The 16,334-nt window shown below is 38.1% G+C and carries 13 protein-coding genes; 8 read left to right on the top strand and 5 right to left on the bottom strand.

Annotated features, from left to right (window positions below; genetic code table 11):
• Positions 1 to 51: 51 nt before the first annotated feature.
• Together LBE40_RS06490 and LBE40_RS06485 are read right to left on the bottom strand one after the other, a co-directional pair.
• Positions 52 to 1,059, bottom strand: a complete 1,008-nt coding sequence (locus LBE40_RS06490) for an SGNH/GDSL hydrolase family protein (protein WP_004858519.1) — start codon at positions 1,057 to 1,059, stop codon at positions 52 to 54.
• A 69-nt stretch (positions 1,060 to 1,128) separates the two neighbouring features.
• A complete protein-coding gene (locus LBE40_RS06485) occupies positions 1,129 to 2,385 on the bottom strand; it encodes a lytic murein transglycosylase (RefSeq protein WP_004858521.1) in 1,257 nt (418 codons plus the stop codon).
• A gap of 275 nt (positions 2,386 to 2,660) precedes the next feature.
• Here LBE40_RS06485 and galU point away from each other — a divergent pair, with 275 nt between their 5' ends.
• Together galU and LBE40_RS06475 are read left to right on the top strand one after the other, a co-directional pair.
• Positions 2,661 to 3,551, top strand: a complete 891-nt coding sequence (galU, locus tag LBE40_RS06480; RefSeq protein ID WP_004858531.1) for a UTP--glucose-1-phosphate uridylyltransferase GalU — start codon at positions 2,661 to 2,663, stop codon at positions 3,549 to 3,551.
• Positions 3,552 to 3,590: 39 nt separating this feature from the next.
• Positions 3,591 to 4,583 (top strand): KpsF/GutQ family sugar-phosphate isomerase, encoded by a 993-nt coding sequence (locus LBE40_RS06475; RefSeq protein ID WP_004858534.1) that lies wholly within the window; start codon positions 3,591 to 3,593, stop codon positions 4,581 to 4,583.
• A 262-nt stretch (positions 4,584 to 4,845) separates the two neighbouring features.
• On the opposite strand, the gene omp10 is transcribed toward LBE40_RS06475, so the two are convergent.
• On the bottom strand, positions 4,846 to 5,205 hold the full coding sequence (gene omp10 / locus LBE40_RS06470) for an outer membrane lipoprotein Omp10 (protein WP_004858538.1): 360 nt from the start codon (positions 5,203 to 5,205) through the stop codon (positions 4,846 to 4,848).
• 248 nt (positions 5,206 to 5,453) lie between these two features.
• Here omp10 and LBE40_RS06465 point away from each other — a divergent pair, with 248 nt between their 5' ends.
• From LBE40_RS06465 to guaB, 3 genes are all read left to right on the top strand, one after another.
• Positions 5,454 to 6,839, top strand: coding sequence for a sigma-54-dependent transcriptional regulator (locus LBE40_RS06465; protein ID WP_040296865.1), 1,386 nt, complete (start codon positions 5,454 to 5,456; stop codon positions 6,837 to 6,839).
• 423 nt (positions 6,840 to 7,262) lie between these two features.
• A complete protein-coding gene (locus tag LBE40_RS06460; RefSeq protein WP_040296866.1) occupies positions 7,263 to 8,834 on the top strand; it encodes a phospholipase D family protein in 1,572 nt (523 codons plus the stop codon).
• 139 nt (positions 8,835 to 8,973) lie between these two features.
• A complete protein-coding gene (gene guaB / locus LBE40_RS06455) occupies positions 8,974 to 10,473 on the top strand; it encodes an IMP dehydrogenase (RefSeq protein WP_004858547.1) in 1,500 nt (499 codons plus the stop codon).
• 163 nt (positions 10,474 to 10,636) lie between these two features.
• On the opposite strand, the gene LBE40_RS06450 is transcribed toward guaB, so the two are convergent.
• The gene (locus tag LBE40_RS06450; RefSeq protein ID WP_004858550.1) at positions 10,637 to 10,786 is read right to left on the bottom strand and encodes a hypothetical protein; all 150 of its coding nucleotides are present in this window, start codon (positions 10,784 to 10,786) and stop codon (positions 10,637 to 10,639) included.
• A gap of 521 nt (positions 10,787 to 11,307) precedes the next feature.
• Here LBE40_RS06450 and LBE40_RS06445 point away from each other — a divergent pair.
• From LBE40_RS06445 to LBE40_RS06435, 3 genes are all read left to right on the top strand, one after another.
• Entirely contained in the window at positions 11,308 to 12,594 is a 1,287-nt protein-coding gene (locus tag LBE40_RS06445; RefSeq protein WP_004858551.1) for an RsmB/NOP family class I SAM-dependent RNA methyltransferase, read from the top strand.
• A 132-nt stretch (positions 12,595 to 12,726) separates the two neighbouring features.
• The gene (guaA, locus tag LBE40_RS06440; protein ID WP_004858554.1) at positions 12,727 to 14,283 is read left to right on the top strand and encodes a glutamine-hydrolyzing GMP synthase; all 1,557 of its coding nucleotides are present in this window, start codon (positions 12,727 to 12,729) and stop codon (positions 14,281 to 14,283) included.
• A gap of 169 nt (positions 14,284 to 14,452) precedes the next feature.
• The gene (locus tag LBE40_RS06435) at positions 14,453 to 15,175 is read left to right on the top strand and encodes a glycerophosphodiester phosphodiesterase (RefSeq protein WP_004858557.1); all 723 of its coding nucleotides are present in this window, start codon (positions 14,453 to 14,455) and stop codon (positions 15,173 to 15,175) included.
• Between the two features lie 111 nt (positions 15,176 to 15,286).
• On the opposite strand, the gene LBE40_RS06430 is transcribed toward LBE40_RS06435, so the two are convergent.
• Positions 15,287 to 16,333, bottom strand: coding sequence for a sn-glycerol-3-phosphate import ATP-binding protein UgpC (locus LBE40_RS06430; RefSeq protein ID WP_004858560.1), 1,047 nt, complete (start codon positions 16,331 to 16,333; stop codon positions 15,287 to 15,289).
• Between the last annotated feature and the right edge of the window lies 1 nt (position 16,334).

The following is a 16,334-nucleotide window of genomic DNA, read 5'->3' as shown; positions in this document are numbered from 1 at the left end:
TTGTAGCTTTTAATTTTTGGAGAATATGAGACTCTGTGTTGTTACCAGTCATCATGGGAAAGAAAAATTATCAGCTCGGTCTTTTTGATGACCATTTGGTAGAAACCATGATTTTTTTATGAAACTTTGATCTATTTTGTTAAGTAAACCAGTATTTTGTTGTGCCATGTCATCAAGACTCATTGGGAGTTTACGTTCAATATTCTGTGATTCTTGGGTAAACTTTGGAATGTTGCCATTGATCAAAAGTAAATTTTCATGGGAGAATGTGTGAATATTTAAAATGTTTTCTAATTTTGTTTCTAAATAAGAAGCGAGTTTTTTCTTTCCTTCAGAGGTAAAATTGATACCATCATGAGTGCGTAATCTAATGATTTTTCCATTTGTATCGTAACCTGAAAAAGAAAATTGACCTTGTTCATTAATAAATCCACTCCAGATATCGACAAAATATCCTCCTGCCACTTCTGTTGCTTGTTTGTAGAGCTCATTAAAAAATTTCATTTTTTGTGTTAAATTATCGTTTCCAAAAGCAGGTTGCCCCATCCATATCCATGGTTTCCCAGAAGTATGAAGGCTTTCAGCAATTTCGGTAATTCTTTGCTTGTATATGTTTAGCCATTCTGGCTGAAGCGTACCGAATATGCCGTGAAGCGTTTTGATTGGTTGATTATCATTTGCACCTATCACCATAACAATGGCGTCGGGTTTATTTTTATTAATGAGTTCATAAATATTGTTTTTCCAAGAAGTCTGATCAGTTTGGATTAAGCCAGAAGTTGGCATTGTATTATTTATAATGATAATATAGCGATTATCAGTAAAAAGTTTTTTGAGTGCATCGGCAACAGCAGAAGCGACAAAATCCCCTATGACGAGAATACGTTTTGCATTTTCTTCTTTTAGTTTTTGTGCGGGTTTTTGTAATACAGTCTTTTTTAATGGTTTATATATTTTTTGTTCTATAGTTTGCGGTGGTTGTTGCTGTTGTTTGTTATGTTGTAACAACCATTTGAAAAAGTTTGTTGCTTTACTTGGAGATGGTTGTATGACAGCCATAGTAAAGAGAGAGAAAAGCAGAAAAATCCAGTATATTGGGCGGAAATGGGACAAACACTTTACTCCAGATTATTGTTTACGCAGAATAGAAAGAACAGCAGGGGTTGGATATCCATTTGGCTTTAAACCGTGACGCAGTTGAAAAGCTTTAATTGCTTTTTGAGAGACTGTACCGATTTTGCCATCAACTTCTCCTTTATAATAGCCAAGTGCAGCTAAGCGAGATTGCAGTTCTTGACGCTCATGGAACGTAAGAGGTTGAAATGGACGTTGCCAATCTTGAAGCAATCTAGGATGTCCAGCAATGCGGTTAGCGAGAAGAGCGACAGCTAAAGCATAGCGATCTGCGTTATTATAACGTTTAAGAACAAAGAAATTTTTTGTTACTAAGAATATAGGTCCTTTGGGGCCATCTGGGTATTTCAATATTGCTTGTTCAGTTGATGCAGGAAGTTGATGCCCATTCGCGTGTTTTACACCTAGTTTTGCCCATTTCTCAAAGGAATACCAATCCTCAGGGAAATTTTTCCCTTGTGGTAATTTAACTTCTACTCCCCAAGGGAGGTTAGACTGCCAACCATTCATGTGAAGAAGATTAGCAGCGCTAGCAAGAGCATCTGGAACAGAAGTCCAGATATCACGCCGTCCATCCCCGTCCATATCAATGGCATAGGCGAGATAACTGCTCGGAATAAATTGCGTATGTCCCATTGCCCCAGCCCAAGATCCGGTAAGTTGTGCACGTGTAATTTCACCACTTTGGAGAATTTTCATGGCAGCAATCAGTTGTGCATGCGCGTATTTTGCACGTTTTTGATCAGCATAGGCTAGGGTTGCAAGTGAACGAATAGTATCACGCATCACATTTTTATTTTCTAAAATTTTTCCATAATTGCTTTCCATTGACCAAATAGCCAAGAGAATATTACGGTCAACACCAAAACGTTTCTCAATTTGAAAAAGCCAATTTTTCCATTTTTGGGCTTGGCGTTGTCCTTCTAAAATTGCAATATCATGGACACGATTATCGAAATAATTCCATGAAGGGTCGACAAATTCTGGCTGGTATGCAGCTCTTTCTAAAACTTTTGGATCAATTGCATTGACGCCTTTAAAAGCCATATCAAACGTAGAGGGTGAAATATTGTTAGCAAGAGCTATTTTTTTAAACTCTTTAATCCAGTATTTAAAACCACTATCAGCATGTAAAAATGATGCAAAAAACATTAAAAATGCAGAAAAAAGAACAGCAAAACTTATGATAAAAGTTTTCCGACTTATTGATTTGTCTAAAGAAGAGAAAGTTTTAAATTCTGTTTTTTGCATTTTTAAATTCCCCTCAATATTCAAGTCTTTTGATGCGCAAGGACTTCATTTTTGTATTTAGTATCATTGATGATGTTATAAAACGCATAAGAAAGGTTGAAACGGATTATTTGTTTTGAAGGAATATTCTCAATAAATTACCATACTCTTGTATCTCTTTCTTGTCCATTATAATGGCAATTAAAACAATAAGATATCTTTTTTACCATTTAGTAAAAACATATGTTAAATGAAATCAGAAATTTATAAGATTCATGAGAAGCAGGAGGGTAAGAGTGCGTAAAATCCGGAAGGCAGTATTTCCTGTGGCGGGTCTTGGGACACGTTTTCTTCCCGCAACAAAAACAATTCCTAAAGAAATGCTGACTGTTGTTGATAAGCCCGTTATTCAATATGTTGTAGATGAGGCACGTGAAGCTGGTATTGAACATTTTATTTTTGTTACTGGACGCAATAAAGCAGTCATTGAGGATTATTTTGATTCGCAAGTTGAGTTATATACGACTCTTGCCGAACGTGGAAAAAGAGAAGAACTTGAACATTTACATGGTTTACAGCCTCTACCAGGGTCAACTTCTTTTACGAGGCAACAGCAGCCTTTGGGGCTAGGACATGCCCTTTGGTGTGCGCGTGAATTAGTTGGTGAGGAGCCTTTTGCTTTGTTATTACCGGATATGCTTATACAATCTAAAAAGGGCTGCCTTTCTGAGATGATCAATCTTTATGAGGAAACGGGTGGAGGAAATATCATCGCGGTTCAGGAGTGCGGTCCTGAAGAAGCCCATAAATATGGTATTGTTGGACAAGGAAAGCAGATTGCAAACGGTTTTAAAATCACAAAAATGGTAGAAAAACCCACAAAAGGAACAGCACCATCAAATTTATACATTAATGGACGTTATATTTTGCAACCAGAGATTTTTAATATTCTTTCCAATCAAGAACGAGGAACAGGAAATGAAATTCAATTAACAGATGCGATGGTACGACTTTCAAAGGAGCAGGATTTTTTCGGTTTCCAGTTAGAGGGTCTTACTTTTGATTGTGGTTCTAAAGCTGGTTTTATTGAAGCCAATGTTGCGTTTTCTTTAGCGCGTGCTGATATGCATAGCCAAGTTTCTACTTCATTAAAAAAATTACTAGAAACTATTAAAATTGAAAAATAATATAGATCTCTCGTTTAATTTCATCTATCAAACTTGATTATGATAATACAGTCTTCTCATATGGTGTTGCAGGGCGCCATTACATCAGCGCTTAAAACGCTTGCGAGTGAAAAACAAGGACTTGAAGCTCTTGAATCAGCTCTTCTTGGAAGTCTTTCTTCCTCTTTTGAAGCTGCTGTTCAAACTATCAGAAATGCTAATGGTCATGTGGTAATTACGGGGCTTGGGAAGAGTGGTCATATAGGTACAAAAATTGCAGCAACCTTAGCTTCGACGGGGACGCCTGCTTTTTTTGTTCATGCTGCGGAAGCCAACCATGGTGATCTTGGTATGATTGGCTCTGATGATGTTATTCTCGCTTTGTCATGGTCAGGTGAAACTTTGGAATTAAGTGGCATTATTAATCATGCTGCGCGTTTTCGCACGCCCCTTATTGCCATAACTTCGGGTGAAAGCTCTGTATTAGGGCGACAAGCTGATATCGTACTCTTGTTGCCAAAGATAGAAGAAGCTTGTCCCCACGGGCTTGCTCCTACAACTTCAACTGTTATGCAATTGGCGATGGGAGATGCATTAGCTGTTGCTCTTTTAGAAATGCGTGGCTTTACTGCAACGGATTTTAAAATTTATCATCCTGGTGGTTCTCTTGGTGCAAGCCTAAAATATGTGAGTGATATTATGCATAAGGGTAATCGTCTTCCTTTGGTTGTGCAGGGGACAACTATGACTGAAGCGATGAATATTTTGGTTGAAAAACATTTTGGCTGTGTTGGTGTTGTCAATAAAAAAGGTGAATTAATTGGGATTGTGACCGATGGTGACCTTGCACGCAACATTCACTTTAACTTATCAAAATTTAATGTTGATGAGTTGATGACGAAAAATCCTAAAATTGTAGAACCAAATACACTAGTTGGTGCTGCAACGGCTTTTATTAATGATCACCATATAGGTGCTTTTTTCGTGGTCGAGAATAAAAAACCGGTGGGAATTGTTCATTTTCATGATCTTTTGCGCATTGGTGCTGCGTAAGTTAGAGTGCTCATATCAGATCAAGTTTTATGTTAGGGTAAAATAGGTTAAACAATAAAAAGACAAAATTTCATTGCTCAGCAGTTTTATTGATGTTTCTTGGAAAGGATGATTGTTTTTCCATGGTGCTAGAAAATTCTGCCAGCAGAGGGTTATATCAATGTTTTTGCGTATTTTTGATAAGAACTCTCTCAGTAGGGGAAATCACTGCTTCCTATTTATGCATGCTTACTATATTTCTAATAGAAGCTGTAGCTTTTATTTAAAGTTTTCTATTAAGAGAAAATTGTGATCCTGTATGTGATGTACAGAAAAGTTGTGTTGCCTCACGTGACATTATACAACTTACTCGAGATATTGTCCCACGAAGAATGGAGCGTATTTCAATTTCTATATGTTGGGCACTGACATAATTATATGTACCTTCTGATAGTTTTTCTTCTGTATCTGCTGCGCGCGTTTCAAAAATTCCCTCACGGAAAGAAGAAATGATACCGTTTTCATCAATCCACTTACCATCAATTCCATCTGGTATATTTTGTCCATGATATTGTGAAAAGCCACAGGCACTTAATACTAAAGTGATTATTGTAAGACATAAAATACGGCAAGTATGTTTCATTTGTTTCACTCGATTTATGTTATTTTGCTCTCTAGCTTCTATAACATTGTTAAATTACTTCATGAGTCAATATGAAAAATTTGATGGGAATCAATGAAAAAGCAAAAAAATAGAAAAAAATGCCTTAATGTTGTATTTAATTAACAGCTTGATAAAATTTTTTGATGAAAAGAGGCGAAATATTTTTATGGTTTACAAAAATTTTTACATTAAACCGCTTAGTAGTCTCAAAGGAGATTATTGAAATTATGGTTGGTCCCATTCTTGTTGCGAGTGAAGATTATGGAAGACGTATAGAGCTTTCTGCTATGCTCCGAGGTTTTGGTTACCGTGTCATTGAAGCAGAAAATGGTCTCCGTACGATTGATCTTTTACACAGACGTAAAAATATTGTGCTTGCACTCCTTGATGTCGTCATGAGTGATTTGAGTGTGGGTGATTTGATTAAAATGATTAGAGTTACCGGTGTTTCTGTTCCTATTGTTGTGATAGCACCACAAGAGAATCAAGATTTACTCCAGAGAGCTTTAACAGCTGGAGCTATTGATTATTGGATTCATCCAGTTACACCACTACGATTGAGAGTCACGTTAGATACTCTTGCCCTTATTTCTGCGTTGGAGCGTGAGGTTCGTTATATTCGGCGAAAAAATGAGAATCATTTGCAATTTTCTGACCTCTGCATAAAAAGTAGGGCAATGCAGATAGTTCTGGAACAATCAAGAAAAGCAGCGGCTTCTTTACAGAACCTTTTGATAGAAGGTGAAGGTGGAACTGGTCGCGAAACACTAGCGCGTATTATTCATCATGAGGGTTTGTTATCGGAAGGGGCTTTTATTCGCTTTCAATGTTCAGCTATCATTGATCCAGAGGAAGAAAACCGCCAGTGGTTTAAAGAATTTCTACCATTGGTTTCTACTCTTAAAAAAGGCACACTGTGCCTTTGTGATGTTGATAGACTCGAGCCCATACAACAAAAGCGCTTTGCAAGTTATCTTCAAGAGAGGACAAAGGCGACAAAAAACAATCCTCCCCTATTTCGTATCATAGCTATTTCAGCATCACGGCTTTCAGATCTGGTTAGAGAAGATTGTTTTTCGCGCAGTTTGTTTGAACAACTTTCTCCGTTATCAATTAGTGTTCCTGCTTTGCGGGAATTGAGGGATGATTTTCCAGAGCTTACGCAGCGTTTAATTGACCGCATTATTACGGAAACAGGGCGATCGCATGTACATGGTTTAACAGGATCAGCTCTTTCATTGCTTATGCAGTATGATTGGCCTGGTAATCGGGATCAACTTGAGAATTTTCTATTTCGTGCGGTTTTGCTCAGCGAGGGGCCATTGTTAACTGTTCGAGACTTTCCTCAATTAATGGGAAGTCCATTAATAAGTGTTCCAAATATCATTGAGAGTAATGTTCAAGAAGATCATGAACAAGAATCAATACAATTTTTAAATGCTGATGGGCATGTTCGCACTTTTGCAGAGATGGAGCATGATATTATTGAACAAGCGCTTAAACATTATAAGGGGCATATGAGTGAGATTGCTCGCCGTCTTCACATTGGTCGTTCTACGCTTTATCGAAAAGTAGAGGAATTGAAAGTAGGAAAAAGCAAAGAACGGAAGTAAAATCCACGATAAATTTCTATTCATGGAAAGCATGATTTTCAGAAAAAATGTCGTAGATTTTGGTAAAGACAGTGGAGGGATTTTTATTTTTAAAAGAAATACTATTTATTGTGGCACTCAGGTATTGAGAATAACTTTGAAAACGCAATAAGTATTGATTTTGTTTGACGGAATTATTTTTAACTTTTTTCTTGTTTTAGTTTTACGACTTTAGCTAAGTTTACATTCATTTAACATGAAAGATAACTTTTACACTTTTTAGCATTGGAACTAAAATTCCAGCATCATTGATATGAGATTTATATTCTCTTAAGCAAGAGGTGGCATTCTACTATTGCATGATTAAGATAAGATCATAGATTTTAATGTTATGATTTGTATCTATGGTGGTGCAGTGGTTTGAAAATGGAAAGTTTATCCTCTTTGACTCTGTTACAGATTGTGATCGGTTTTATCATATTTTTTTTTGTTGCGTCTATGTTGGCGATTTACACCTATGGGCGTTTTGTAAAGAGTGCTAGGGGAGCGTGTTCTTATGCGTTAACTGTTAAGAAAGATGAAACCAAGTTTGACCGTATAGTAAGCCAATTGGCAGAGGGAACAGATGGGTTAGGGGTTGATAAAGACGCCCTTTCACTTATCATCAGCAATTTAGATGCGTTTTGTGTTCGTGTGATAGGAGCAGCACAGGCGGGGCGTAGTCTTGATCTGATGTATTATATTTGGGATGATGATTTAACAGGGCGTTTATTATTAAGTGAAATAGTGAAAGCAGCTGAGCGTGGTGTTCGGGTGCGTCTTCTTTTAGATGATATTAACGCTCAAGCACGTGATCCAGCTTATATTGCGCTGGATAAACATCCTCATATTGAGGTGAGAATATTTAATCCAGGGCGATCGCGTAAGGGTGGTTTACGCCGTGGTTTAGAGATTATATTGCGGGCAATTACTGTAACACGCAGAATGCATAATAAAGCTTTTATTGTGGATGGCCGAGTGGCTTTTGTAGGAGGACGCAATCTTGCAGATTCTTATTTTGACGCTGGTGAAGAATCACATTTTCGAGATTTAGATCTGATGTTAATCGGTCCCTCGGTTAAAAAGGTGGAAACCATTTTTGATGAATTTTGGAATAGTGCTGTAGTTTTACCGATACATACTTTGGTTGTTCCTAAAAGTGCAAATGATCTTAACTATTGGAGGGATAAATTACGGAAATTTCGTGATTCCAAGGTTGCAAAAGTTTATTTAGATTATGTCAAGGAGCATATTAATTTTGACTGTTTTATCCAGACAGGGAAGAGATTATTTTTAGCAGATAAAGTTATAGTTCTCTCGGATCCTCCAGAAAAAGCATTGCGCAAAAAAGCAGGAAATTGGCTTATGAAGGTGCTCTCAGAGGTTATTGGAGATGCCAAAAAAACGGTTCAGATTACATCACCTTATTTTGTTCCTGGTAAGGTAGGTACGCAGAATTTTGGCAATTTGGTTTCAAAAGGTGTTGATGTTAAAATTCTTACAAATTCCTTAGCAGCGACTGATGTAGCACTGGTGCATGGTGGCTATATGCCGTATCGTAAAGCATTATTGAAAAGTGGTGTTAAGCTTTATGAGTTAAAACCAAATGGAAGTACTCATAGATTGCGATTATTTCGATCAAGTAGGGCAAGTTTACATACTAAAGCTTTTTTAGTTGATCGTAAAACCGCTTTTATTGGCTCTTTAAATTTTGATCCTAGGTCAGCTGCGTTGAATACAGAGATGGGAATTCTTTTTGAATGTGCACCAATTACAGCGAGGTTAGATTTGCTTTTTTCTGAAGAAACAACGGGTGAAATGAGTTATCATCTCCGTCTTGGTGATAATAACCGTATTTATTGGGATTTTATTGAAAACGAAAAAAAGCAGAGCGTTGATTATGAGCCAGAAAGCAATTTTTTGCGTCGTGCGTTTGTCAAAATAATAAGTTGGTTACCCATTGAATCACAATTATAGATTTTATAAACTATAATCAGAAAATTGTTTTTATTTTTCTTGTAGCATGGCATAACTTTCTGCCAATCCACAACGTATAAGAACCGCAGTTGTATTTTAAAAACACCTTGCGGTGTTTTGTTATAAAAGGAATTTGGCTATGGCAAAGATTGTTGAAACAGGGACAGGTGCATTGGCACTGACTTTTGATGATGTGCTTTTACAACCTGGTCATTCTCTTGTTATGCCCAGCCAAGTAGATCTTAAGACGCGTATTGCAGCTGATATTGAGTTGAATTTACCATTACTTTCTGCAGCAATGGATACTGTGACAGAATCGCGTTTAGCAATTGCTATGGCCCAAGCGGGTGGTCTTGGTGTTATCCATCGTAATATGTCTCCTGCAGAGCAGGCTGAAGAAGTGCACCAGGTAAAGAAATTTGAATCTGGTATGGTTGTTAATCCAGTAACAATTGGGCCAGATGCAACACTTGAAGAAGCAAAAGCCTTAATGCGTTCTCATGGTATTTCGGGTATTCCAGTTGTTGAAAATGGTGCTAAAGATAAAACTGCTGGGCGTCTTGTTGGCATTTTAACAAATAGGGATGTACGTTTTGCATCGGATCTAAAACAAAAAATTTATGAATTAATGACGCATGAAAATTTGATCACAGTGCGTGAAAATGTTCAACTCAGTGAAGCGAAGTATCTTTTACATCATCACCGTATTGAAAAATTATTGGTTGTAGATGAACAAAATCGCTGTGTCGGCTTGATAACAGTTAAGGATATTGAAAAAGCACAATTAAATCCAAATGCTGCCAAAGATTCCCAAGGACGCTTGCGTGTTGCAGCTGCTAGTAGTGTGGGGAAAGATGGGATTGAGCGGGCTGAACGACTCATTGATGCTGGTGCTGATGTACTAGTGATTGATACAGCACATGGGCATTCTCAACGTGTACTAGAAACCGTTGAGCAAATTAAAAAAATGGCGTCCTTTACAGCTGTTATTGCTGGTAATGTAGCGACTTCTCAAGCAACGCAGGCGTTAATTGATTGTGGTGCAGATGCAGTGAAGGTTGGTATTGGTCCTGGTTCTATTTGCACAACACGAATTGTTGCAGGTGTTGGTGTGCCTCAACTTGCAGCTATTATGAATGCTGCAGAAGTTGCTGAAAAAGCAGGGATTCCTGTCATTGCGGATGGCGGGATTAAAGCTTCAGGTGATTTTGCTAAAGCTTTAGCAGGTGGGGCTTGTGCTGCTATGATCGGTTCTCTTTTAGCAGGTACAGAAGAAAGTCCTGGTGAAGTTTATCTTTATCAAGGACGGTCTTTTAAAGCCTATCGCGGTATGGGATCAGTTGGTGCTATGGCACGGGGATCGGCAGATCGTTATTTTCAGGATGAAGTGCGTGATGAGCTTAAATTGGTTCCTGAAGGTGTGGAGGGTCAAGTGGCTTATAAAGGTCCTATAGCATCGGTTCTACATCAGCTTGCTGGTGGGTTGCGTGCTTCGATGGGGTATGTTGGAGCGAAAGATCTAGCAGAGTTTCGTAAAAAAGCAACGTTTGTTCGTATCACCAATGCCGGACTCCATGAAAGTCATACACATGATGTTTCTATTACACGAGAGAGTCCAAACTACCGAGGTCCTGTTTGATGTATAAGAGTTTAGAGCCATGTTACATAGCATAAAATCTTTTGAGAGAAGAGAGCAAGTCTACCATTTTTTCTCTTTGTGATGTGGTGCAACGATCCTAAAAAGGAAAGAATTGGAGGCTGATGTCCCAATTCTTTCTGTAGGTTATATAAAATTAAGGAAATTAACTTTTTGTAGTTTTCCGTACCGACTTTGACGCGCGTTGGCGAGTGTTAGCCTGATCACCTTGGACGGATTTCTTTCCATTGTTTGAGGGTGTTGTATTGTGACGGCTTTTAGATGAAGTTGTTTTCCCATTATTGTAAGTATTCATTATTTTCTCCTTTTAAATTAGCTGACTTAAAGCCAGTACAGTAAAAACGGTCATGCCAAATAGTGGTTCCAAGCGTTTTTTAAAAAGTTAATGTTTTATCGAGAATAAGATGTATTTGCATGGTTTTAGTAGAGCTGTTTTTTCACCTTTTCAGGAAGAGAGTTTTTCAAGATAGTGAATACTTGATGTTATGTGCTGTTATATAAGGCTACAAAATTCTTATTTTATGCGGTAATTAAAAGTTTCGTGGTTTTGCGTACGTATAACTGGAAGAGGTATCTTAGGGGTGACTACTTGTCTTGCAGTGTCAAAAAGGATTCCATCTATTTTAGAAAGTTAAAAGGTGCGCATAAGGAGCACATAAGAAGAAAAGTTTGGATGCTATAAAAAAGCGTAATAAGAATCTGCTTCTAATGTAAATTTTATATGGGTTTGAGAAAATTCCGTTGGTGTTAAAAAAGATGAATTTGTTTTTTCTTAAATTGTGTAGAGTCTTGTAAAAATTAAAATAGGAGAAATCAATGCGCTTAGGTGGGCGTTTATATGCGGCAATAGATATTCTAAAAGAGATAGAAACTCGGCATCGCCCAATAGGTGAAGCTTTAAAAGATTGGGGACTTTCTCATCGCTTTGCTGGAGCAAGCGACCGAGCTGCAATTGGTACAATCGTTTATGATGTTTTAAGACGACGTTATTCTTTACAATGGCGTATGGAGAGTGATGACATGAGGGATGTCGTTTTCGGCACCTTATTAGATACTGGAAAAATGACGATTGAACAAGTTGATAGTGAATTAGAAGGAGATAGATTTGCACCGCAGGTATTAGGTTCTAAACAGCGCCAATCGTGGCAAAAACAGCAATTAATTGATGCGCCAGACTATATTCGTGGTGATATTCCTCAATGGTGTCAAGCGCATCTTCTTCCTGTATTTACCGACAATTGGGTCATTGAAGCTGCTGCATTAGCAACACGTCCTTCTTTAGATTTACGCGTGAATAGCTTGAAGGTAACACCAGAAAAGGTATTCAAGGAATTAGCAAAAACCAAAGCTCAACCGTTGTTATGGTTTCGGCAAGCTTTAAGAATTGCGCCGATTGAAAAGTTTGGCCGTCATCCCAATGTTCAGATGGAGCCAGCTTTTCAAAGGGGACACTTTGAAATACAGGATTTGGGATCTCAGATTGTTGCTTATCTTGTAGAAGCAAAGGCAGGTATGCAGGTGTTGGATTATTGTGCTGGAGCTGGTGGAAAAACATTAGCCTTAGCTGCCAGTATGGAGAATCAGGGACAAATTTATGCTTATGATTCAAACAAAGCCCGCTTGGCTCCCATTTTTGATCGTCTTCGACGTGCCGGTGTTCGTAATGTACAGGCACGTGGGAATGTAGAAGAATTAAAGCCGTTGGTCGGTCAGATGGATATTGTGCTGCTAGACGCGCCATGTAGTGGTACAGGAACATGGCGGCGGCGGCCAGATACGAAGTGGCGTTTGACGTTAGAACAGGTAAAACAACGCCAAACAGAACAAAAGGTTATTTTGAATGAGGCTATAGATTATCTTAAACCAAACGGGCGTTTAGTCTATATTACATGCTCTCTTTTTGTGGATGAAAATGAGGAACAAATTTCCCGTTTTCTTCAACAGCATTCTAATTTTTATCCAATAAATATGCGTACACTTTGGCAGCAACATTTTAGTTTTTCGTCTGTGCAACCAATTTTTTCAAATCATGGACTTACGTTATCGCCAGCAGCAACAAAAACAGATGGTTTCTTTTTATCTGTGTTGCAAAAAAAACATTGATACATATTTTTGCATTTTTTATCTTAGATTTTACGAGAAAAATCTTTTTCTGAAGCGAACAGGCTTGTGAAAAGAGAAAGATTAAATCATAAATCTCATTGGTTCTCTTTTATAATTATTGATTGGTTTTCTATGAGCGTATCACATCCAGACACTGTTCTTATTATTGATTTTGGTTCACAAGTCACACAACTGATCGCACGGCGGGTGCGAGAAATGGGTGTCTATTGTGAAATTGTTCCTTTTCAATTAGCTTTAGAAGGCATCAAGCGAATAAAACCTAAAGCTATTATTTTATCAGGTAGCCCTTATTCAGTTGTTGATGGCGGTTCGCCGCGTGCTCCGATGGAAGTTTTTGAAATTGGTATTCCAGTTCTTGGTATCTGTTATGGTGAACAAGCTATGTGTGTTCAGCTTGGTGGAAAGGTTGAAGCTGGACATGAGCGTGAATTTGGGCGTGCTTTTTTAGAGATACAAGAAGAGAATGCACTTTTTGATGGAGTGTGGGAAAAAGGATCTTGTTATCAAGTATGGATGAGTCACGGTGATCGTGTGACGGCGTTACCAGAAGGCTTTCGTGTAATAGGAACATCAAAAGGTGCTCCCTATGCTGCGATTGCTGATGAAAAAAGGCATTTTTATGCTGTACAGTTTCATCCTGAAGTTGTTCATACACCCGATGGTACAAAACTTTTACAAAATTTTGTTCATAAAATTTCTGGTCTTAAAAGTAATTGGTCAATGACTTCGTATCGCAAGAAGGTAATTGCTGATATACGCGAAAAAGTTGGGAAAAGCCGTGTGATCTGTGGTCTTTCAGGTGGTGTTGATTCAACAGTTGTTGCTGTACTTCTTCATGAAGCAATAGGAGAGCAACTAACATGTATTTTTGTGGATCATGGGTTAATGCGTAAGAATGAGGCTGAAGAAATTCTTACATTATTTCGAGATCATTATAACATAGAGCTTATTCACGCTAATGCCACCAACATGTTTCTTAACGCTCTAGAAGGTGAAATAGATCCAGAGAAAAAACGTAAAACAATTGGCCGTCTTTTTATAGAAGTTTTTGAAGAAGAAACTAAAAAAATAGGAGGTGCAGAATTTTTAGCGCAGGGAACGCTTTATTCAGATGTTATTGAGAGTGTATCGGCTATTGGTGAATCGGTAACAATTAAAAGCCATCATAATGTAGGGGGGTTACCGGAACGAATGAACATGAAACTTGTAGAACCATTGCGTGAACTGTTTAAGGATGAGGTTCGCGCGCTAGGGCGAGAGTTAGGATTGTCGGAGCAGTGTATTGGTCGTCATCCTTTTCCAGGACCCGGTCTTGCAATTCGGTGTCCAGGCGCAGTTACACGTGAAAAATTAGAAATTTTACGTGAAGCGGATGCTATCTACCTTGATGAAATTCGTAAAGCTGGCCTTTATGACAAAATTTGGCAGGCTTTTGCTATTCTTCTTCCTGTTCAGACTGTTGGAGTTATGGGTGATGGGCGCACTTACGAATTTGTTTGTGCTCTTCGCGCGGTAACATCTGTAGATGGAATGACTGCTGATTTCTATCCATATGATATGGAGTTTTTAGGCAAAACAGCGGCACGCATTATTAACGAAGTGAGAGGTATTAATCGTGTTGTGTATGATGTAACTTCAAAGCCTCCTAGTACAATTGAGTGGGAATGATTGAAAAAAAATTTTAATCAGAGAGTGTCGCTTAAAATTAATATTCGGGAGAGTGGATAGAAAAAACAATTTTTTTAAAATTGTTTTGCACTTTGTATGATTTTTAAAAAATCATTATCTGATTTATATGAACCGATATTGTTTAAAATTAAGAAGTGTGAAATTTTGCATGTCTGAGAGAAAAATTGTTGCACACCGTGGTGGAGCAAACCTTTATCCCGAAAATACACTTTCGGCATTTCGTCACGTAATTGCATTAGGAGTCGATGAAATTGAATGTGATGTTCATCTTCTGAAAAGTGGTGAAGTGGTTGTATTCCATGATTTTCATCTGGAACAACTGGTTGGGAAAAAAGGATATATTCATGATATTGATAATGAAACACGCAAAAAACTCTGTGTGAAAGGAAGCACTGAAGCGCCTCCTTTATTAGAAGAGGTGCTTGATCTGTTGGTGTCAACCCACGTTGCCCTCCATCTTGAAATTAAAACATGTGGTGAACTTGAGCGTGAGACTATTTTATCCCAAAAAGCACTTGCATTAATAAAAAGTCGAAATTTAGCAGAACGGGTTTCTGCAATCAGTTTTGATCCTACAAGCCTTCGTCCTTTTATTGAAGCAGGAATAGCATCTGGGCCATGTATTGATAGCTTTGAAGGTGATATGTACCGCAGTTTTTCTGAATGGAAACGATTAGGGTACTCTGATCTGAGTTTAGATGGCTCCATTGCTTCACAGGTTTTTATTGAATCTGCGCTTGAAGCTGGTTTTACTGTGGGTGTATGGACAATCAACGGGAGAGCTCGGTTATCACATTGGCTTGATATGCCTGTACATTATATCACGACAGATCAACCCGATTTAGCTTTGCAATTACGTGCACAGAGATAAAAAGCTTATTACTATACAAAAGAAACGATACAGTTGATAAAAATTGAAGTCGATAGGAGAAAATAAGAAGTTTTGCTAACAGTGCTTATAAGGTTAAAGTTTCTATTTTATTTACTTGTTACTTGTGCGTTTTCCTGTGGTTTTATTAAAAGTGTGAAAATTCTGATGAGGAACAGTGAAGCTTAGTTTCTTACCATAGTCGCTTGTAAGGCGTTCTCTTATTTCAACAGTAAAAATGGTATCGTTCCAACGCGTTAAAATATGACACCCTGTCCCAACAGGCTTGATAAGCTCAATTTGTGTGTGAAAGACAGGTCCTTGATCTGGGTATTCTCCCAACAAGATTACTTCTGGTCTGAATGCCAAAAGTTCTGTTTCTTGGCTATAAGACCATGAATGGCCTAAGTATCGTTCTAGGATTTTGCGATCAAGAAAGTTCATAGGAGGAGAACCAATAAAATCAGCAACAAATGTTGTTGCTGGAGTGTCGTAAATTTCCATTGGCGTTCCAATTTGCTCGATAGCTCCTTTGTTCATGACAACTATTCTATCGGCCAGTGTCATTGCTTCTAATTGATCATGGGTAACATAGAGGCTTGTTGTTTCCAATGAGCGCTGGAGTGTTTTAATCTCAATACACATTTGCGCACGCAATTTCGCATCAAGGTTTGAAAGTGGTTCATCAAAGAGAAAAACACGTGGTTGGCGCACAATCACACGCCCCATTGCAACACGCTGTCGTTGTCCTCCGGATAATTGTCGTGGTTTGCGATCAAGAAATGGCTCTATTTGCAAAAGTTTTGCAGCATGTGTGATACGTCTATTTATTTCGTCTTTAGGTGTTTTGCGATTTTTAAGCCCATATTCTAAGTTTCCACGAACAGTCATATGGGGATAAAGTGCGTAATTTTGAAAAACCATAGCAATATCGCGATCAGCGGGTTCACGCTCATTGATGCATTCATTATCAATATAGAGTTCACCCGAGGTGACCTGTTCAAGTCCTGCAATAATCCGTAAGAGTGTTGATTTACCACATCCCGAAGGACCAACAAGGACAAGAAGTTCCTTATCGGCAACTGTCAAATTTAAATCATCAATGACGATAATGTTGTTGTCATACTGTTTTTTTATATTTGATAACTGGATTATGGCCACA

Origin of the sequence: Bartonella taylorii, assembly GCF_023920105.1 — a bacterium.
GTDB classification, from domain to species: Bacteria; Pseudomonadota; Alphaproteobacteria; order Rhizobiales; family Rhizobiaceae; genus Bartonella; species Bartonella taylorii.
The sequence above is the reverse complement of the archived record's forward strand: the minus strand, read 5'-3'. Positions and strand labels throughout refer to the sequence as shown.